Annotated in this window: 18 protein-coding genes and 1 riboswitch; of the genes, 16 read left to right on the top strand and 2 right to left on the bottom strand. The window is 70.7% G+C overall.

The genetic code is table 11. The features are described 5' to 3' along the window. Window positions 1-65 precede the first annotated feature (65 nt). The 10 genes from AC3RXY_RS02235 to AC3RXY_RS02190 all read left to right on the top strand — a co-directional run bounded on the left by AC3RXY_RS02235 (window position 66) and on the right by AC3RXY_RS02190 (window position 10,065). Window positions 66-455: a hypothetical protein gene (locus AC3RXY_RS02235; protein ID WP_491509246.1), complete on the top strand. Its 390-nt coding sequence runs from the start codon at window positions 66-68 to the stop codon at window positions 453-455. 3 nt (window positions 456-458) lie between these two features. Continuing rightward, the gene (locus AC3RXY_RS02230; protein ID WP_491509245.1) at window positions 459-866 is read left to right on the top strand and encodes a phage holin family protein; all 408 of its coding nucleotides are present in this window, start codon (window positions 459-461) and stop codon (window positions 864-866) included. After that, window positions 853-1,131, top strand: coding sequence for a hypothetical protein (locus AC3RXY_RS02225; RefSeq protein WP_491509244.1), 279 nt, complete (start codon window positions 853-855; stop codon window positions 1,129-1,131). Before AC3RXY_RS02230 ends, AC3RXY_RS02225 begins: the two co-directional genes overlap by 14 nt. A 193-nt stretch (window positions 1,132-1,324) precedes the next feature. Then, window positions 1,325-2,125 carry a uroporphyrinogen-III synthase gene (locus tag AC3RXY_RS02220; protein ID WP_491509243.1) on the top strand — a complete coding sequence of 267 codons (801 nt, stop codon included), beginning with the start codon at window positions 1,325-1,327 and terminating at the stop codon, window positions 2,123-2,125. Between the two features lie 127 nt (window positions 2,126-2,252). Continuing rightward, window positions 2,253-2,699, top strand: a complete 447-nt coding sequence (locus tag AC3RXY_RS02215; protein WP_491509242.1) for a hypothetical protein — start codon at window positions 2,253-2,255, stop codon at window positions 2,697-2,699. 42 nt (window positions 2,700-2,741) lie between these two features. Beyond that, window positions 2,742-3,818 carry an enoyl-CoA hydratase/isomerase family protein gene (locus tag AC3RXY_RS02210; RefSeq protein WP_491509241.1) on the top strand — a complete coding sequence of 359 codons (1,077 nt, stop codon included), beginning with the start codon at window positions 2,742-2,744 and terminating at the stop codon, window positions 3,816-3,818. A gap of 159 nt (window positions 3,819-3,977) precedes the next feature. Continuing rightward, window positions 3,978-5,705, top strand: coding sequence for an ABC transporter ATP-binding protein (locus AC3RXY_RS02205; protein ID WP_491509240.1), 1,728 nt, complete (start codon window positions 3,978-3,980; stop codon window positions 5,703-5,705). Then, window positions 5,702-7,825: an ABC transporter ATP-binding protein gene (locus tag AC3RXY_RS02200; RefSeq protein WP_491509239.1), complete on the top strand. Its 2,124-nt coding sequence runs from the start codon at window positions 5,702-5,704 to the stop codon at window positions 7,823-7,825. The genes AC3RXY_RS02205 and AC3RXY_RS02200 overlap by 4 nt, the downstream gene beginning before the upstream one ends. A gap of 225 nt (window positions 7,826-8,050) precedes the next feature. After that, complete coding sequence (locus AC3RXY_RS02195; protein WP_491509238.1) at window positions 8,051-8,410, top strand: ArsR/SmtB family transcription factor; 360 nt, start codon at window positions 8,051-8,053, stop codon at window positions 8,408-8,410. Continuing rightward, on the top strand, window positions 8,407-10,065 hold the full coding sequence (locus tag AC3RXY_RS02190) for a SulP family inorganic anion transporter (RefSeq protein WP_491509237.1): 1,659 nt from the start codon (window positions 8,407-8,409) through the stop codon (window positions 10,063-10,065). Before AC3RXY_RS02195 ends, AC3RXY_RS02190 begins: the two co-directional genes overlap by 4 nt. A gap of 106 nt (window positions 10,066-10,171) precedes the next feature. Here the strand turns inward: AC3RXY_RS02190 and AC3RXY_RS02185 are convergent, their stop codons facing one another. After that, on the bottom strand, window positions 10,172-11,653 hold the full coding sequence (locus tag AC3RXY_RS02185) for a D-alanyl-D-alanine carboxypeptidase family protein (RefSeq protein WP_491509236.1): 1,482 nt from the start codon (window positions 11,651-11,653) through the stop codon (window positions 10,172-10,174). Between the two features lie 140 nt (window positions 11,654-11,793). Next, window positions 11,794-11,902, top strand: a riboswitch (TPP riboswitch). On the opposite strand from AC3RXY_RS02185, the gene AC3RXY_RS02180 reads away from it, so the two are divergent. From AC3RXY_RS02180 to rlmN, 6 genes are all read left to right on the top strand, one after another. Continuing rightward, a complete protein-coding gene (locus tag AC3RXY_RS02180) occupies window positions 11,896-12,534 on the top strand; it encodes an ECF transporter S component (RefSeq protein WP_491509235.1) in 639 nt (212 codons plus the stop codon). Its footprint overlaps the riboswitch before it by 7 nt. A 2-nt stretch (window positions 12,535-12,536) precedes the next feature. Then, window positions 12,537-14,000 carry an ABC transporter ATP-binding protein gene (locus AC3RXY_RS02175; protein ID WP_491509234.1) on the top strand — a complete coding sequence of 488 codons (1,464 nt, stop codon included), beginning with the start codon at window positions 12,537-12,539 and terminating at the stop codon, window positions 13,998-14,000. Next, window positions 13,997-14,839, top strand: a complete 843-nt coding sequence (locus tag AC3RXY_RS02170) for an energy-coupling factor transporter transmembrane component T family protein (RefSeq protein ID WP_491509233.1) — start codon at window positions 13,997-13,999, stop codon at window positions 14,837-14,839. The genes AC3RXY_RS02175 and AC3RXY_RS02170 overlap by 4 nt, the downstream gene beginning before the upstream one ends. A gap of 188 nt (window positions 14,840-15,027) precedes the next feature. Further along, a complete protein-coding gene (locus tag AC3RXY_RS02165; protein WP_491509232.1) occupies window positions 15,028-15,789 on the top strand; it encodes an SDR family NAD(P)-dependent oxidoreductase in 762 nt (253 codons plus the stop codon). Window positions 15,790-15,825: 36 nt separating this feature from the next. Beyond that, window positions 15,826-16,665, top strand: a complete 840-nt coding sequence (locus AC3RXY_RS02160; protein ID WP_491509231.1) for an SDR family oxidoreductase — start codon at window positions 15,826-15,828, stop codon at window positions 16,663-16,665. A 166-nt stretch (window positions 16,666-16,831) separates the two neighbouring features. Beyond that, entirely contained in the window at window positions 16,832-18,070 is a 1,239-nt protein-coding gene (gene rlmN / locus AC3RXY_RS02155; protein WP_491509230.1) for a dual-specificity RNA methyltransferase RlmN, read from the top strand. 117 nt (window positions 18,071-18,187) lie between these two features. Here the strand turns inward: rlmN and AC3RXY_RS02150 are convergent, their stop codons facing one another. Then, window positions 18,188-18,517 carry a hypothetical protein gene (locus AC3RXY_RS02150; RefSeq protein ID WP_491509229.1) on the bottom strand — a complete coding sequence of 110 codons (330 nt, stop codon included), beginning with the start codon at window positions 18,515-18,517 and terminating at the stop codon, window positions 18,188-18,190. Window positions 18,518-18,523: the final 6 nt, after the last annotated feature.

Raw genomic sequence — 18,523 nt, 5'->3', positions numbered from 1 at the left:
GCGACTACGCTGGAAAAGCGTCGGCCTGACCGTGTCGACCGGACCCCCAGTGAGGAGACTCGCCGATGAAGGGCAAGATCGGACTCGTCGTAGGTCTCGGCGTCGGATACGTCCTCGGTGCGCGCGCCGGGCGTGGGCGCTATGAGCAGATCAAGACGCAGTGGCTGAAGGTATGGCACCTCGACCCCGTCCAGGAGCGCGTGGAGCTGGTGAAGGGCTTCGCCAAGTCGCAGGCCGCCGCCATTCCCGGCGCCCTGTGGAGCGGTGCCGTCAAGGTGACCCGCGCGGCCGCCGGTGCCGGTACCCCCGGCCAGCGTCTCGACGCGGCGATCGCCGTGGGTAAAGAGGCCGCAGACGACATCGAGGACGCGACGGTCGAGACCGTCGAAGAGGCGAAGAAGGCGGCCCGCCGTGGTGCGGCGTCGGCGAAGAAGACGGCGAAGAGCGAGGACTGACCCATGCCCCGCGGATACCGGGACCGCGCCGACGACAGCCTGCTGTCGATCATCGGCGATCTGCCCTCCCTCGTCTCCAACCTCATCACCGCGGAGATCGACGCAGCCAAGCGTTGGCTCTCCCGCGCTGCGGAGGACGGCAAATGGGGCGCTCTCTGGGTCGTCGTCGCGCTGTTCTTCCTGTTCTGGGCTGTGCCGCTGCTGCTGGTGTTCGGCGTGGCGGGGCTCTCGTCGTGGTGGCCGGTCTGGCTGTCCGCCCTGGTGATGTTCGCTGTGCTCCTGCTGGCCGTCGCCTTCTTCCTCTTGCTGGCCGTGCTCCGTTTCCGCCGCCTGATGGCGCGGGAGAACCCCGGGCAGGCCGTGGCAGAAGACATCCGTATCGTGAAGGATCCTCTCGATGAGCACCGCTGAGAACCCACTGCCCCGCACCGCCGTTCCTCTGGGCATCACCGATCCCGTCGAGCGTGCGCGCGCCGAGCTCAAAGCCGCTCTCGCCGCGATCGAGGAGAAGGGCAACGTGCCTCGTCGCATCTCGGTCGCCTCGGAGCGCGCAGGCGTGAAGGCCCGCCGTTTCGCTCGGCGCAACCCCGCCGGCGCGGTGGCGGCTGCGGTGGCCCTGGCGGCGACCGTGGGCGGCGTCGTCTGGCTCGTCGCGCGCACCGTCGCATCGCGCTGATCCGCTCCGCTCACGGGCTTCGGCGGGTGCCAGGCACCGCGGGGCGACGCTGAGGGGTATATTCGGAGTCAATGGCAGCGGCAACGGCGCGAATGCTGTCGATGGAGTCCGCCCGGGACCCTTCCCGGACGCTGAAAGCTCGTCGACTGCTCGCATGCGATGCAGTCGGCGCAGACCCCCGAGAGCCTGAGTCATGACGAAAGCTGATCCGATCAAGCCGCTGAACGGCTGGCGGGTGCTGGTGCCCCGCGGCGGTCTGTGGGGCGACGCGGTGGCCGAGAGCCTGCGCGCTCAGGGCGCTCTGCCCGTGGTGACTCCCCTGATCAACTTCGCCCCCGCCGTCGACCAGGCCTCCCTCGACGCCGCGATCGAGCGTCTCGCCGCGGGGGAGTACGACTGGCTCACCGTCACCAGCGCGACCGCGATCGACGTGCTCTACGCCCACGGGGTGCAGATCCCGGAGCACACCCGCATCGCCGCGGTGGGCGGCACGACCGCCGACGCGCTCGTGCACGCGGGCTACCGGGTCGATCTCACCCCCGCCGAGGACAACTCCGCGCTGGGCATGGCCGCGACTCTCGTCGAGACGCAGGTCGAGCCCGCCCGTGTCCTCTCCCTCCGCAGCGAGATCTCCCGACCGCTCGTCGCCGACATGCTCACCGGAGCAGGGCACGAGGTCGACACCGTGGTGGCCTACCGGATGGTCGGCGTCCCCGCCAGCGAGCGGGTGCTGGCGGATGTCGCGAGCGGACGGATCAACGCCATCCTCGTCACGGTGGGCACGGTGGCGGAACAGATCCGCGCCCAGTTCCCCGCGATCCCCGAGAGCACCCTGGTGGTGCCGGTCGGCCCGGCGGCGGCCGAGCACGCCGTGGCCATGGGGCTGCCCCAGGTCGACGCCGAGCACCGTGACACCGTCGACCTGCTGCTCGAGACGGTCGCGCACCTCCCGCTGCCGCACGCCGGCGACGAGTTCGAGCCCGCCGCGCTCTGAGCCGCCCGCCCGCGTATGCCGAGTCCGGCATACCCGCGGGCGTTTTCGCGATTCCGACAGCAGAATCGTTGCGGTCCTGTGAGCACCCTCCGATCCTTTCCCCGCGGGACGCTGGCAGACTGGGAGCATGGTGACGCTCATGCTCGATCAGACCCGGCTGGAGATCGTCCTGTCGCCGGTCGAGCGGGCCGCCTCGTTCCGCCGGGAGAACATCGCCGTCGAGCGCTCCGCCATCCGCAAGGTGCAGCTCACGGACGACGCCTGGACGTGGCTGCGGGGCGTCGCGAGCCCGGGAACCCACCTGCCCGGCGTGTTCGCCGCCGGCACGTGGACTTCGACGCGTGGTTCCGATTTCGTGCTCATCCGCCGGCGGCGCCCGAGCGTGGTCATCGACCTCGGCGGCGAGAGCGAGTTCCAGCGCCTCGTCATCACGACGCGCCACGGCCTCGAGCTGGTCCAGGCGCTGCGCCTGGATGTCACCGACCTGCCGACCGATGTGATCGACATCGTCGCGACCGGGTCGATCCCGATCATCGAGCAGGGCGACCCGGTCGAATCAGGCACCGCGCGCTGAGCGCCGGCCCGCGCCTGCCGCAGGCACGGGTAGCCTGGCGGAGTGAGCGACTCCGCAGCTTCCGCCCCTGCCCCGCGTGTTCTCGTGCAGCGGGAGGGCTCCCTGGGACACATCCGCCTCGATCGACCGGAGGCGGTGAACGCGCTGGATATCGGCATGGTCCGTGCGGTCACGTCGGCCCTGGAAGCGTGGCGCGAGGATACCGACATCTCCACGGTGCTGATCGACGGCGCGGGCGAGCGCGGTCTCTGCGCCGGGGGAGACGTACGGGCGTTCCACCAGGCCGCCAGCGCTGGCCGCTCGGAGGACATCGCCACGTTCCTGCGCGAGGAGTACGCCCTCAACGCGATGATCGCCGAGTATCCGAAGCCGATCGTCGCGATCGCCGACGGCGTCACGTTCGGCGGCGGGATGGGCATCGCGTGCCACGCGTCGCTCCGTATCGTCACAGAGCGGTCGCGCTTGGCGATGCCAGAGACGCGCATCGGTCTCACCCCCGATGTGGGCGGCACGTGGCTGTTCGGGCGCGCTCCCGGCCGCACCGGGGAATACCTCGGCCTCACCGGCGCGGTCATGGACGCATCGGACGCCCTCTACGCGGGTGTCGCCGATCATCTGGTGCCCTCCGCCCACCTCGCCTCCCTGCGCGAGGCGCTGGCTCACCGGGCCGACCCGGAGGGTGCTGCGCAGATCGTGCTGCTCTTCGACGAGACCCCTGAGCACCCTTCCTCGCTCGCAGCCGCGCGGCCCTGGATCGACGAGGCGTTCGCCGGAGGGTCGCTCGTCGAGATCGTCGCGCGCCTGCGGGCGCGTCCGGAGCCGGAGGCGCAGGACGCCGCGGCAGAGCTCGAAAGCCTGTCGCCGACCGCGCTCGCGGTGACGCTCGACGGTGTGCGCGAAGGGCGCGCGGCCGGATCGCTGCGCGAGGCGCTCGCGGGCGAATACCGGCGTATCGTCTGGTGCGCCGCGGAGGGCGGCGACATGATCGAGGGCATCCGCGCCCAGGTCATCGACAAGGACCGCGCACCGCGCTGGAACCCGGCCACCCTCGCCGAGCTGCCGCCGGACGCGGCGGCGGCGGCCAGGGCGTACACGCCGGAGCAGCCGCTGTTCGGCTGACGTCCGGCGCAGGGCACGGGCGAACGACACATGTGCGAGCCGGAGGGCGCGCGGGGCGCGGGGCGGTTCGCTGTCAGCGGACGACGCCCCCGATGTCGGAGCTTCGTGTCATAGTGTGACGTCGCCAATTCGGCGCCCTCACGCAAGGAGTTCTGCCCCGTGCTCGGAAAGATCCTGTTCCGATATCTCGGGAGGTACCGCTGGCTGCTGCTGGGCGTGCTGGTCTTCCAGTTCGCCGCAGCGCTCGCTGCGCTCTACCTTCCCCGACTCAACGCCGACATTATCGATCAGGGCGTCGCGCGCGCCGACATCGGGTTCATCTGGTCCACGGGCGCCTTCATGCTGGTGATCTCGCTCGGCCAGATCGTCGCGTCCGTGGTGGCCACCTTCTTCGCGGCGCGCGCCGCGATGGCCACCGGGCGGGATATCCGTGCCGACGTGTTCGCCAAGGTCAGCGGCTTCTCCGAGCGCGAGGTCTCGCAGTTCGGAGCCGGTTCGCTCATCACCCGAAACACCAACGACGTGCAGCAGGTGCAGATGCTGGCGATGATGGGCGCGACGATGTTCGTCACAGCGCCGCTGCTCGCCATCGGCGGCATCATCATGGCCGTTCAGCAGGACGTCGGTCTGAGCTGGCTCATCGGCATCTCGGTGCCGGTGCTGCTCATCGTCGCCGGTCTCATCATCGCGCGGATGGTCCCGCTGTTCCGGAGCAACCAGCGCAAGATCGACAACATCAACCGCATCATGCGCGAGCAGCTCACCGGTGTGCGCGTCGTGCGCGCCTTCGTGCGAGAGCGGGTCGAGGAGGAGCGGTTCGGCGAGGCCAACACCGAGCTGATGATCGTCGGTCGCAAGGTCGGGTCGCTCTTCGTCCTGCTGTTCCCCGCCTTCATGCTCATCCTGAACGTCACCGTCGTCGCGGTGATCTGGTTCGGCGGCATCGAGGTCAACAACGGCAACGTCCAGGTCGGCACGCTCTTCGCCTTCATGCAGTACATCGGCCAGATCATGATGGGCGTGATCATGTCCAGCTTCATGGCGATGATGATCCCCCGCGCCGCGGTCTCGGCAGAGCGCATCGGCGAGGTGCTGGAGTCTGAGTCGTCCGTGGATCGCCCCGCGGCGGGCATCGCCGAGCTGCCCGAGCGCGGAGCGGTCGAGTTCGACGACGTCGCGTTCACCTACCCGGGCGCTGAGACGCCGGTGCTCACCGGCATCCGCTTCCGGGCCAACCCGGGTGAGACGGTCGCGATCGTCGGATCCACCGGGGCAGGCAAGACCACTCTGGTCTCGCTCATCCCGCGGCTGTTCGATGCGACCGGCGGGGTCGTGCGGGTGGGCGGCGTCGACGTGCGCGAGGCCGATCTCGACACGCTCTGGGACGCCGTCGGGCTCGTTCCGCAGCGTCCGTTCCTGTTCACCGGCACGATCGCGTCGAACCTCCGGTTCGGCCGAGAAGACGCCACGGACGAAGAGCTGTGGCACGCGCTGGAGATCGCCCAGGCGAGCGACTTCGTCTCGGAGATGCCGGACGGACTCGCATCGCGGATCGCGCAGGGCGGCACCAACGTCTCCGGTGGTCAGCGGCAGCGCCTGGCGATCGCCCGGGCGATCGTGCACCAGCCGGACGTGCTCGTCTTCGACGACTCCTTCTCGGCGCTCGACCTCACCACAGACGCCCGGCTGCGCCAGGCGCTGTGGCGCGAGCTGCCGCACGTCACCAAGGTCGTCGTCGCGCAGCGCGTCTCCACGATCACCGACGCCGACCGCATCGTCGTGCTGGACGGCGGCACCATGGTGGGTGTCGGCACGCATGACGAGCTGCTGGCGTCGAACGACACCTATCGCGAGATCGTCGAGTCGCAGCTGGGGGTGGACGCATGAGCGCCGCAGAAGACAAGGCCGCGACCGATCCGGCTGCGGACGAGGATCAGCTCGAAGCCGAGCTGGCCGAGGCCGCCCGCCTCGCCAGCGGCGACTGGGACAGCGTCGCGCCCGGCAAGGCCGATCATTTCGGCCCGAGCTTCAAGCGGATGATCGGACTCCTCCGCCCCTGGGCGGTGTGGTTCGGGCTGGTGTCGTTCCTGGGCGCGATCGGCGTGGTGCTCGCCGTGATCGCCCCCAAGGTGCTCGGCGAGGCGACCAACATCGTCTACGAGGGATTCATGTCCTTCCTGCTCGGCCAGCCGGCGCCCACCGGGCCCGGCTTCCCGGCCGACATGACCCAGGCCGAGGTCGTCGCCGCCCTCGAGGCGGCGGGCCAGCAGGAGTTCGCGAACATGGTCGGCGCCATGCAGCACTTCTCCGTCGGCGCCGGCATCGACTTCGAACGCCTGCGCTGGATCATCGTCGCGGCGCTCGCGATCTATGTCGCCTCGGCGCTGCTCAGCTGGGTCCAGGGCTACGTCATCAACGTGATCATGGTCCGCGCGATGTGGAAGCTGCGGGAACAGGTCGAGGCCAAGATCAACCGTCTGCCGCTGTCGTACTTCGATAAGGTCCAGCGCGGCGAGCTCATCTCCCGCGTGACCAACGACATCGACAACATCACCCAGACGATGCAGCAGTCGCTGTCGGGTGCCCTGACCTCCGTGCTCACCGTGGTCGGTGTGCTGGTGATGATGTTCTCGATCTCGTGGCAGCTGGCCCTCGTCGCTCTGGTCGCGCTGCCGCTCATGGGCGTGATCTTCGGCGTGATCGGTCCGCGTTCGCAGAAGGCCTTCGGCCAGCAGTGGCGCAAGGTGGGCCGTCTCAACGCCCGTGTGGAGGAGTCCTTCTCCGGTCATGCGCTGGTGAAGGTGTTCGGGCGTGAGCAGGACGCCCTGGAGAAGTTCCAGGCGGAGAACGAGGAGCTGTTCCGGTCGAGCTTCAAGGCGCAGTTCCTCTCCGGCATCATCATGCCGGCGATGACCTTCGTCGGCAGCCTCACCTATGTCGGCATCGCGGTGCTCGGCGGGCTGATGGTCGCCAGCGGCCAGCTGCGCCTCGGCGACGTGCAGGCGTTCATCCAGTACTCGCAGATGTTCACGCAGCCGCTGAGCGAGCTGGGCGGCATGGCGGCCGTCGTGCAGTCCGGCACGGCGTCTGCAGAGCGCGTCTTCCAGCTGCTGGACGCGGACGAGCAGGAGCCGGACGCCGAGGATGCGCCCACCGTGGTGGACGGCGACGGCGTGATCGAGTTCGATCACGTGTCGTTCTCGTACTCCCCGGACCGGCCGCTCATCACCGATCTGTCCTTCCGCGTGGAGCCGGGCCAGACCGTCGCGATCGTGGGGCCGACCGGTGCGGGCAAGACCACGCTGGTGAACCTCATCATGCGCTTCTACGAGCTCGACGGAGGCCGGATCCTGCTCGACGGGCAGGACATCGCCGAGATGACCCGTGACGACCTGCGCTCGCGCACGGGCATGGTGCTGCAGGACCCGTGGCTGTTCGCCGGGTCCATCCGGGAGAACATCCGGTACGGTCGCTCGACGGCCACCGACGACGAGGTCGTCGCAGCCGCCACGGCGACGTACGTCGATCGTTTCGTGCATGCGCTGCCCGACGGGTACGACACCGTCCTCGACGAGGACGCGTCCAATGTGTCGGCGGGCGAGAAGCAGCTCATCACGATCGCGCGCGCGTTCGTCGCCCAGCCGTCCATCCTCATTCTCGATGAGGCCACGAGTGCGGTGGACACCCGGACGGAGCTGCTGCTGCAGCACGCCATGGCGGCGTTGCGCGAGGGGCGTACCTCCTTCGTGATCGCCCACCGGCTGTCGACCATCCGTGACGCCGACCTGATCCTCGTGATGGAGCATGGCTCGATCGTGGAGCAGGGCAGCCACGACGAGCTGATTGCGAAGCAGGGGGCCTACTGGCGTCTCTATCAGTCGCAGTTCGAGCAGGCCGCGTACGACGTCGACGCGGAGGAGGCCCTGGAGGCTGCCGCGACCGGCACCGTCCCCGTGGTGGCTGTGGCGGAGGCCGACGGGTCGGCCCCGGAAGGCGAGAGCGCCTGACGCGCTGACTCTGCACGACGAGACGCGGGAGCCCCTTCGGGCTCCCGCGTCTCGTCGTTCCGGTCTGCTGTCGTGTCGTGCCCAACTCAGGCAGAACCTTCCGCAGCAGCCCGCCCGGGCGCCGGAGGCGCCTCCGGCTCTGACCCTGCCTGAGTTGGGCACGACGGTCGAGCGCCGAGCGCGGTATGATGGATCCATCAAACCGTCAATTTCTGGGAGGCGTGCGTGCTCAGCGATCCCCATCGCCCGCTCTACGAGGTGAAGGCGGGACTGTTCAAGGGCCTCGCGCATCCGATCCGCATCCGTATTCTCGAGGTGCTGTCGGCCGCGCCAGAGACCTCGGTCTCTGAGCTGCTGGCTGCGACCGGGGTCGAGGCATCGCATCTCTCGCAGCACCTCGCCGTGCTCCGTCGCAACCGGTTGGTCGCATCAGAACGGCGGGCGAGCCAGGTCTTCTACCGTCTTGCCTACCCGCAGGTCGCCGACCTGCTGCGCGTGGCGCGTGCGCTCCTGGGCGAGATCCTGGAGACCACGCAGCGCCAGCTCGTCGAGCGCGACGGCCTTCCCGAGATCCCGGTCGCATGAACGGCACCGGTCGCGGGGAGCGGATAAGGTCGGCCGCCGCGTCGTTGCTGCCGTCGCCCGCCGACTACCGCGGGCTGCGTCGAACGTGGCGCGTCGATCTGCTGGCCGGTGTCACGGTCGGCATCGTCGCGCTCCCGCTTGCGCTGGCGTTCGGCGTGAGCTCGGGAGCCGGTGCGGAGGCGGGGCTGGTCACCGCGATCGTCGCGGGCATCGTCGCGGCGGTCTTCGGCGGCTCGCACGTGCAGGTCTCCGGCCCGACGGGCGCGATGGTCGTCGTGCTGGCTCCGATCGTGGCCCAGCACGGCACGGCTGTGCTCGGGCCGCTGTGCCTTCTCGCCGGGGCGATGGTGCTCGTCGCCGGCGTGCTGCGGCTGGGCCGGACGGTCGGCTACATTCCGTGGCCCGTGATCGAGGGATTCACGCTCGGCATCGCGGTGATCATCTTCCTGCAGCAGGTGCCGACGGCCGTCGGCGCTTCGGGGGAGAGCACCAACGCCCTCGTCGCCGCCGTCGAGGCGGTGTCCGCGGCGACATGGCCGGAGGTCGCCTGGTCGCTGGGGATCGCGGCCGTCACCGTGGCGGTGATGCTGCTGGCGCAGCGGGTGCACCCGCGCTTCCCCGCGTCGCTGGCCGCGATCGTCGTGGCGACCGTCGCGGTGTGGCTGCTGCATCCGCCGGTCGCGACGATCGGCGAGCTGCCCGCCGGCCTGCCCGCTCCGACGCTGCCGAGTGTCGATCTCGACACCTGGATCTCGTTGCTCGGTCCCGCGGCCGCGGTCGCCGCGCTCGCGGCGATCGAGTCGCTCCTCTCCGCGCGCGTGGCGGCTTCGATCGCCGACACCGGCTCATACGATGCCGACCGTGAGCTCGTCGGCCAGGGGCTCGCCTCGGTCGCCGCCGGTCTCTTCGGTGGCATGCCGGCGACCGGTGCGATCGCTCGCACGGCGGTCAATGTCCGGGCCGGGGCGCGAACCCGCGTGGCGGCGGTGGCGCACGGCGTGCTGCTGCTGGCCGTGGTGCTGGTGGGCAGCGTCGTGGTGTCGCGGATTCCGCTCGCCGCTCTCGCGGCGGTGCTGATGGTGACCGCCGTGCGCATGGTGCAGCTGGCGACGATCCGGACCGTGGTGGGTGCGAGCCGGTCTGATGCCATCGTGTTCCTGCTCACGGCGGTGATCACGGTGAGCGTCGACCTCGTCTACGCGGTGCTGATCGGCATGGCCGTCGCGGCCTTCTTCGCGTTGCGTCAGCTGGCGCGCACCAGCGGGGTGCACCGGGAGGATCTGCCGGGCCCCGCGGAGCCGGGGGACGAGCGCATCGGGCTGTTCCGCCTGGATGGCGCGCTGTTCTTCGGGGCGGCGCAGCGCATGCTCGAACAGATCGAGCAGGTGAGCGGCATCGAGGTGGTGATCCTGCGGATGTCCCAGTTGCAGGTGCTGGATGCGACCGGTGCCCAGGTGATCGCGGAGCTGATCACCGCGCTCGAGCGGCGGGGGATCACGGTGCTCGTCAAGGGCATCCAGCCGCGCCATGAAGACCTGGTGCGACGGGTCGGTGTGATCCGGTCGCTGCGGCACCACAAGCATGTGTTCGACGACCTCGACGCGGCGGCGGAACACGCCCGCAGCCATGTGCGGCGAGCCGCGGCGAGTCGATAGACCAGCGCCGACGTCCCGGCGGCCGGGGAGCCGTTGCGGGCCTCGCCCTCGGCGTGCTGCGTCTGCCGTGGTGGGGGATCGGCGGTGCGGCGGGCGGGAGCGGTGCTCAGCTCAGCCCGAGCAGCTCCAGAGGGTGCAGGAAGCGCCACCAGAACCCCGGGCCGGCGAGCTCGGTGTCCAGCACCGCGTCGACGGATGCCGCACCCAGCGGACCAGAGACGGTGATCGTCCCGGCGCCGGCGCCGTCCGACCAGTCGTCGCCCAGGGCGAGCTCTGCGGCCACGGTCGGCTGGGCGCCGTTCCACAGCACGGTCGTGACGTCGCCCCCGGCCACGATCCCGGCCGTCTCTCCCCAGCGGGTCTCGATCGTGCCCACCGCCGTGGCGGCGGTGACGACGGGGGGGTGGGCGGAGAGCTGTGCCTCGACCTGCGCGAGCAGGTCGCGCGTGACGTCGTAGCGGGTCTCGTCATCACCCTGGCCGAGCACGCTCGTGTAGACCCGCGCGGTGGTGTCGCCCAGCACCACGTCCTTCGCGGTGAGGAGGTTGTAGGCGTCCTCGACCGATCCCGTCTTGATGCCCACGACACGGGGATCCTCGTGCAGCAGCTCGTTGGTGTTCTCCACGAGGCCAGCGCCGGGCAGATCGATCGAGCGGAGCCCCACGATCTCGCCGACGATCGGGTCTTTCATCGCGATGGATGCGAGAGAGATGAGCGATCCAGGAGAGGCGATGTTGTCGAGGTCGATGCCGGACGCACCGGTCACGGCCATGTCGGTGATGCCGTGGGCCTCGAGCCAGGCCGAGGCGGACTCGGCGAAGTCCGCCTCGCTGTCCCACAGCTCGCCGACAAGGCGGTCGGCGTAGTTGTTGGCCGAGCCGAGCAGGATCCCCTGCAGCATCTGCAGCTGGGTGAGCTCGCCGTCCACGGGCACGTCAAGGGCGGACTCGTCCTGATAGCGGTAGTTCCAGTACTCGTCACTGTCCTGCTGGGTGAACCAGAACGACGGGCCCTGCTCCCCGGGGGCGAGGGGGCTGCGCTCGAGGATCACCAGCGCGGTGACGACCTTGGTCAGGCTCGCCATCGGCGTCGCCTCGCCGGTCGAGGACGCCGTGCGAAGCCCGTCGACGCCGACCGCTGCGCTGCCCTCCTCCGGCCAGGTGATCACCGCCGCCGGCGCGGCTGCCGGCGCGGGGGCGGCCGCGGTGACGACCGGCGCGACGTTGGTGAGGGGCCAGAGCGCGACGGCGCCGCAGTAGACGCCGAACGCGACGACGAGCGTGCCGATCGGTGCGAGTACGGCGGCCACGGGGAAGCGGCGCGGCGGCAGATCGGCAAGGAGGTCTCCGGACGCTTCTACCGGCACGAAAGCGGCGGTCGGCAGCGACTCGTCGTCCTCGGTGGAGCGGGCCCCGACCGTGATGATGTCGGTCCAGGTCAGAGCCTGGGTCTCCGTGCCGGTGCTGCGCGTGCGTGCCGCGCGGGCCTGACGCCGCGTCTTCGGCGCGTGGGGCACACCGGAGGGGGCGTCGGTGCGTCGGGCGGGGTCGACAGGGACCGTGCCGTCGACGGGGGGATGCGGGACCACCCGCCTACCGTACCGAATGAGGCTGTGGCCACCCCGATATGGTTCGCCCTGCCCTGCCCTGCCCTGCCCTGGGTCGTGTGCCCGGCGCACGAACCGAAACACGACGTGACCTGAGTGCCCAGGACCCGGTATGATCGGCGTCACATCACACGGGAGTCCGGCAGCCGGGCTGAGAGGAAGCGAATCCGCGCTTCGACCGTCGAACCTGATCTGGGTCATGCCAGCGCAGGGAGGAGAAAGATATGCACACGTCTGCTTCCGTTTCGAGTGCGCCCGTCGGGGTCGCTGAGAACCGCTACCGCTGGCGCGTCGTCGACATCGTCGTCGCCGCCGTCCTGGGTGTCGCGGTCGGACTGGTCTTCTGGGGGTGGAACACGGTCGGCGGCGCCTGGTTCGGCGTCATGGACGCTCTGACTCCGGGGCTGGGCGGCATTGCCGTGGGGATCTGGCTGATCGGCGGGGTGGTCGGCGGGCTCATCATCCGCAAACCCGGCGCGGCGCTGATGGTCGAACTGGTCGCCGCAACCGTCTCGGCGCTGATCGGCAACGTCTGGGGTGTCTCGACGGTCCTCTCCGGGCTCGTGCAGGGGCTGGGCGCCGAGCTGATCTTCGCGCTGTTCCTCTACCGGCGGTTCACGCTTCCGGTGGCCGTGCTGGCCGGAGTGGGCGCCGCGGCCGCGGCGTGGGTCTTCGAGCTGTTCTACGGCTCCAGCCCCAACATCCTGAAGACGATCGAGTACAACCTCATCTACCTCGGCTCGCTGGTGGTCTCGGGAGCTCTCCTGGCCGGGGTGGTGGGATGGCTGCTGGTGCGCTCGCTGGCGGCAACGGGGGCACTGAACCGATTCGCGGCAGGGCGGGAAACGCGCGAAGAGGTCTGAGCATGACGGCGGGTGTGACGGCGTCCCGGTGGGGCTGGCGCTACGCCGGCCGCAAGGCCCCGGCGGTGCGCGAGGTGTCGTTCGAGATCGAGCCGGGGGAGCGCGTGCTGCTGCTCGGCGCATCGGGCGCGGGTAAGTCCACCCTGCTCGCGGGCATCGCCGGGCTCCTCGGCGGCGCAGACGAGGGCGAGGTCTCCGGCTCCCTGCTGGTCGACGGCCGGCCGCCCGCGGAGCAGCGTGGGCGCATCGGGCTCGTGCTGCAGGACCCGGATGCCGGGGTGGTGCTCTCCCGCGTCGGGGACGACGTGGCCTTCGGGTGTGAGAACCTCGGCCTGCCCCGGGCGCAGATCCCGGCACGGATCGCGGCGGCGCTCGACGCTGTCGGTCTCGACATCCCGTTGTCGCAGCCGACCAAGGCGCTCTCGGGCGGGCAGAAGCAGCGCCTGGCGATCGCCGGTGTGCTGGCGATGCACCCCGGCGTCCTGCTGCTGGATGAGCCGACAGCCAACCTCGACCCGGCGGGCGTCGCGGAGGTGCGGGCGAGCATTGAGCGCGCTGTCGCCGACAGTGGCGCGACCCTGGTGGTGATCGAGCATCGCACCGAGGTGTGGGCAGACCTGATGACCCGGGTGATCGTGCTCGGCGCGGAGGGCGGTGTGCTCGCAGACGGCCCGCCGGAACGGGTGTTCGCCGAGCAGGGCGCTGTCCTCGCGGCAGCGGGGGTGTGGGTTCCGGGGCAGCCCGTCGAGCTGCCGGTGCTGCCGGCCGTGCCGTCCGCAGCGGAGGCCGTGATCACCGCCCGCGAGCTGGCCGTCTCACGCGACGGGCGGACGGCCGTGCAGGAGGGTCTGAGCATCGCGGTGCCGCGGGGCGCCGCGACCGTGGTGACCGGACCCAACGGCGCGGGTAAGTCGACGCTCGCGCTCACCCTCGCCGGTCTCCTGCCGGAGCTCGGTGGTGAGGTGATCGCCCCGGCGCTGGCCGGACGCCGCGGGCCGCGGCCGGTGCGGTGGACCTCGCGGGAACTGCTCACCCGGATCGGCACGGTGTTCCAGGAGCCGGAGCATCAGTTCCTCGCCCAGACGCTGCGCGAGGAGCTGATGGTCGGACCCCGGGCGTTGCGGATGAGTGAGCAGCAGGCCGGGGAGATCGCCGATGCGCTCCTGGAGCGGATCGGCCTCGCCGCGCTCGCCCGAGCCAATCCGTTCACGCTCTCCGGGGGTCAGAAGCGGCGACTGTCGGTGGCGACGGTGCTCGCGACCGCGCCGGAGGTGATCGTGCTCGACGAGCCGACCTTCGGACAGGACCGTCGCGGCTGGATCTCCCTCGTCGCTCTACTGCAGGAGCAGGTGGGCGAGGGGCGCACCATCGTCGCGGTCACGCACGATGCGGAGGTCTCGCGGCATCTCGGTGGCCATCGGGTCGAGCTCTCCGCCCGCGGTGTCCCGCGTCAGGAGGCGGCATGAGCACGATCGCCCACCGGGAGGACAGGACCGATGCGGAGACGCCGCTCCCCGCGGCTCCGGTCGCCGAGCGGTCGGCGTGGCTCGACGGCGTGAACCCGGCCACGAAGATCCTCCTCGCCCTGGTGCTGTCTGTGCCGCTGCTGGCCTCGATCGACGCCGTCAGCTCGGCCGTCGCCCTGGCGCTGCAACTGCTGTGCGTGCCGCTCACGGGGATGCGGCTGCGCACGGTGCTGCTCCGGCTGTTGCCGGTGGTGTTCCTGGCACCGCTCGCGGGGATCAGCCTGCTGCTGTACGCGCAGCCGGAGGGACGCATCCACGCCACGTTCTGGCTCGCGACGATCAGCGATGGGTCGATCGTTCTGGCGATCGCGGTGAGTCTGCGTGTGCTCGCGCTGGCCCTCCCCGCGATGCTGCTGTTCGGCCGGACCGATCCCGCCGAGCTCGCCGCCGCGCTCGCACAGATCGTGCGGCTGCCGTCGCGCTTCGTGCTCGGGGTGCTCGCCGGCACCCGCACGCTCGGACTGTTCCTCGACGACTGGCGCTCGATGGGCCTGGCGCGGCGGGCGCGGGGTGTCGGCGACCGTGGGGCGGTGCGGCGGTTCTTCTCGATGGCGTTCGTGCTGCTCGTCTTCGCGGTGCGGCGGGGCACGAAGCTCGCCGTCGCGATGGAAGCCCGTGGCTTCGGCGCGCCGACCCCGCGCACCTGGCTGCGCCGGTCGACGCTCGGGCCGCGTGACGCCGTGGCCCTGGCCGGGGCGGTGGCGATCATCGCGGTGGCGTTGGGTGCCGCGGTCGCGGCCGGCACCTTCCGGTTCGTGTGGGCGGGTATCGGCGCATAACGGGGGCGGGATCGCTGGCCAGGAACGGGCCATCGCGTGCCGTGGATCGGGTGCTCGGCACGGGCGACCGGAAAAGCGGTCAGGCGGTGGTCACGATCGACCCGTGCTGAGCTAGGGTTTCTGTGACCGCGGCACTGAGTCTCAGTTAGAGTGGCCCTTGCACACCCAGACGGATCGAGGGAGATCGGATGCGGATCGACGGCACAGCAGCGCTCGTCACGGGCGGCGCCAGCGGACTCGGACTCGCGACGGCCAGGATGCTGGCCGATGCCGGGGCCTCCGTGACCATCCTCGACCTGCCGTCTTCGGCAGGGGCGGAGATCGCCGCCTCCCTCGGGGCCCGGTTCTCGCCGGGCGACGTGACCAGCCCCGCAGACGCTGCTGCCGCCGCCGAGGCTGCCGGTTCCGATGCGCCGCTGCGCGTGGTGGTCAACTGCGCCGGCGTCGCGAACCCCGCCAAGGTGCTCGATCGCGACGGAGCGCCGGCGCCGCTCGCGGATTTCGAGCGTGTCGTGCGCATCAACCTGATCGGTACCTTCAACGTCACCTCCCAGGCCGCCGCTGTCATGGCGCGCACCGCTCCGGAGGAGTCCGGCGCGCGCGGGCTCATCGTCAACACCGCGAGCGTGGCCGCCTTCGACGGGCAGATCGGCCAGCCGGCGTACGCGTCGTCGAAGGGCGGGGTGCATGCCATGACGCTCCCCATCGCGCGTGAGCTCGCGCGGCACGGCATCCGGGCCTGCACGATCGCCCCGGGCATCTTCGAGACCCCGATGCTCATGGGTCTGCCGGAGCCCGCGCGCGAGTCCCTCGGGCAGCAGGTGCCGTATCCGGCCCGCCTCGGCCGCCCGGACGAGTATGCCGCGCTGGTGCGCAGCCTCGTCGAGAACGACTACATCAACGGTGAGACGATCCGCCTCGATGGCGCGATCCGGATGGCTCCGCGCTGACACGGCGCCACGCAGCAGCACACGAAAGGACACCGAATGACCGAGCGCAACCTGTCCGGCAAGACGATGCTGATCTCCGGCGGCAGCCGGGGGATCGGCCTCGCGATCGCCCGGAAGGCGGCAGCAGACGGTGCGAACGTCACGCTGCTCGCGAAGACCGACACGCCGCACCCGAGGCTCGAGGGCACGATCCACACAGCCGCGGACGAGATCCGTGCCGCGGGTGGCCGTGCACTCGCCATCGTGGGCGATGTGCGCAACGACGATGACATCGCCGAGGCCGTGCGCCGCACCGTCGAGGAGTTCGGCGGCATCGACATCGTCGTCAACAACGCCAGCGTCATCGACCTCTCCCGCACCCTCGACCTGCAGCCGAAGAAGTACGACCTGATGCAGGACGTCAACGTGCGCGGCACCTTCATGCTCTCCCGCGCTGCCCTTCCCGCGCTGCAGGAGGCGCAGAACCCGCACATCCTCTCCCTCTCCCCGCCGCTGAATCTCACCCCGCGCTGGCTGGGCGCACACACCGGCTACACGCTCGCGAAGTACGGCATGACGATGGCCACGCTCGGGATCGCGGCAGAGTTCGCCGACGCCGGGATCGCTGCGAACACGCTCTGGCCGCGCACGACGATCGCGACCGCAGCGGTGCAGAACCTGCTCGGCGGAGACCAGGTCATGGCGGCCAGCCGCACCCCGGCGGTCTACGCCGATGCGGCGTACGCCGTGCTCACCAGACCGTCCCGTGAGACCACCGGCAACTCCTTCCTCGCCGAGGACGTGCTCGCCGAGGAGGGCGTCACGGACCTCTCGGGCTACGCCGCGATTCCGGGGACCCCGGACGACCGGCTCTTCCCGGACATCTTCCTCGATTGAGCGACGACCGGCCGCGGGCCCCCGGGTCTCGCGGCCGGTCTGCCGCGCCCAGATCGATGCGGGCGACCGGATCCCGCCGGCGGGAGGTTCCGCGCGCAGGCCCGGGCCGCCGCGGAGACGGGTGTGCCCAGCCGTCTCCCACCGCTCTGCGCGTACCCTGGATCCCATGCCCCCCGAGAACACCGCCGCCACCACGACGCGTTCCACTCAGGTGCGCCCGCGTACCGAGGGGTGGACGCAGCGTAAGGACGCCGAGGGGCGACCGCTGCTGCAGTTCGCCAGTCCTCGCCGCGGCAAGCCGCCGGTCCACCTCGCCGACCTCACTCCCGCCGAGCGCGTCGCGAAGGTCCAAGAGCTTGGCCTGCCCGGATTTCGAGCGAAGCAGCTCGCCACCCACTACTTCCGCCACTACACGTCGGATCCCGCCGAGATGACCGACCTCCCGGCCGAGCAGCGCGAGGAGCTCGCCCAGGGCCTCCTCCCGCCGCTTCTGACCGAGGTGCGCCGGCTCGAGACCGACCGGGGCGACACGATCAAGTTCCTCTGGCGGCTCTTCGACGGCGCGCTCGTGGAATCCGTCCTCATGCGCTACCCGGGCCGGATCACGCTGTGCGTGTCGAGTCAGGCCGGCTGTGGGATGAACTGCCCGTTCTGCGCGACGGGTCAGGCGGGGCTGACCCGCAACATGTCGGCCGCGGAGATCGTCGAGCAGGTCGTCCGTGCCAACCGCCTCATCGCCGACGGGGGCCTGGGCGGCAAGCGCGCCGACGACAACAGCGCGGAGCGCGTCTCGAACATCGTGTTCATGGGCATGGGGGAGCCGCTCGCGAACTACGCGCGCGTCATGCAGGCGGTGCGCACGATGGTGGCGCCCCAGCCCGAGGGCCTCGGCATGAGCGCACGCGGCATCACGGTCTCGACCGTCGGGCTCGTGCCCGCCATCCGCAAGCTTGCCGCCGAGGACATTCCGGTGACCTTCGCGCTGTCGCTGCACGCGCCGGACGATGAGCTGCGCGACGAGATGATCCCGGTGAACTCGCGGTGGAAGGTGGACGAGGCCCTGGACGCCGCCCGGGCGTACTTCGACGCCACCGGGCGTCGCGTCTCGATCGAGTACGCCCTCATCAAGGACATGAACGATCACCCGTGGCGGGCCGACCTGCTCGCCGACAAGCTCAACGCCCGCGGGCGGGGCTGGGTGCACGTCAACCCCATCCCGCTGAATCCCACGCCCGGGTCGGTGTGGACCTCGTCGACGCGCGCGGCGCAGGAGGAGTTCGTGCGCCGCCTCACCGAGGCCGGCATCCCGACCACGCTGCGCGACACCCGCGGCAAGGAGATCGACGGCGCGTGCGGCCAGCTCGTCGCCACCGCCGAGGACGAGGCCGCCGCCGCCACGGTCTGAGCGCCGCGCGTCGCGGCGCGCAGTGGCCGGGCGACGAGCCGACCTCAACTCAGGCAGAATCGGGCGCCCGGCCCGGGCTCTGCCGTTTTCGGGCCGCGCGGCGGGTTTTTGCCGGAGTTAGGGGAGCGCGGGTCCAACCGCGGCCGTGGCTCCGACGGCCGTGGTGGCTGCCATAAGCTCGTCCAGCCGTGCCCCGCGCAGCGCCGGGAAGGCACGCGTGACGTCGGCGATGGAGCGCACGAGCGCCACGGCATCCGCGCGGCCGTGCCAGGAGGGCACGCCTGCCGCCCGGCACAGCGCCTCTTCCACGCGCACCAGATCGGTCGCCGTGGCAGAGGAGTGCAGCGCTGCGTCGTCGAGGGCGAGCCGGCCGATGAGCTCTTCGACGGTCCAATGCGCGTCGAATGGACTACGAAATGGCGAAACGGCGCACGCTGCAGTGTTCATTGGACC

The sequence above is a fragment of the Microbacterium longlingense genome (assembly GCF_058349825.2).
Note: the sequence above shows the minus strand (reverse complement) of the source record. Positions and strands in the feature narration are given on the sequence as shown.

Coding starts and splice junctions, on each gene's coding strand:
- AC3RXY_RS02175 (WP_491509234.1), top strand. CDS start 12,537: ATGACGGCGGGTGTGACGGCGTCCCGGTGGGGCTGGCGCTACGCCGGC.
- AC3RXY_RS02215 (WP_491509242.1), top strand. CDS start 2,253: ATGGTGACGCTCATGCTCGATCAGACCCGGCTGGAGATCGTCCTGTCG.
- AC3RXY_RS02235 (WP_491509246.1), top strand. CDS start 66: ATGAAGGGCAAGATCGGACTCGTCGTAGGTCTCGGCGTCGGATACGTC.
- AC3RXY_RS02170 (WP_491509233.1), top strand. CDS start 13,997: ATGAGCACGATCGCCCACCGGGAGGACAGGACCGATGCGGAGACGCCG.
- rlmN (WP_491509230.1), top strand. CDS start 16,832: ATGCCCCCCGAGAACACCGCCGCCACCACGACGCGTTCCACTCAGGTG.
- AC3RXY_RS02180 (WP_491509235.1), top strand. CDS start 11,896: ATGCACACGTCTGCTTCCGTTTCGAGTGCGCCCGTCGGGGTCGCTGAG.
- AC3RXY_RS02200 (WP_491509239.1), top strand. CDS start 5,702: ATGAGCGCCGCAGAAGACAAGGCCGCGACCGATCCGGCTGCGGACGAG.
- AC3RXY_RS02160 (WP_491509231.1), top strand. CDS start 15,826: ATGACCGAGCGCAACCTGTCCGGCAAGACGATGCTGATCTCCGGCGGC.
- AC3RXY_RS02220 (WP_491509243.1), top strand. CDS start 1,325: ATGACGAAAGCTGATCCGATCAAGCCGCTGAACGGCTGGCGGGTGCTG.
- AC3RXY_RS02165 (WP_491509232.1), top strand. CDS start 15,028: ATGCGGATCGACGGCACAGCAGCGCTCGTCACGGGCGGCGCCAGCGGA.
- AC3RXY_RS02225 (WP_491509244.1), top strand. CDS start 853: ATGAGCACCGCTGAGAACCCACTGCCCCGCACCGCCGTTCCTCTGGGC.
- AC3RXY_RS02150 (WP_491509229.1), bottom strand. CDS start 18,517: ATGAACACTGCAGCGTGCGCCGTTTCGCCATTTCGTAGTCCATTCGAC.
- AC3RXY_RS02190 (WP_491509237.1), top strand. CDS start 8,407: ATGAACGGCACCGGTCGCGGGGAGCGGATAAGGTCGGCCGCCGCGTCG.
- AC3RXY_RS02230 (WP_491509245.1), top strand. CDS start 459: ATGCCCCGCGGATACCGGGACCGCGCCGACGACAGCCTGCTGTCGATC.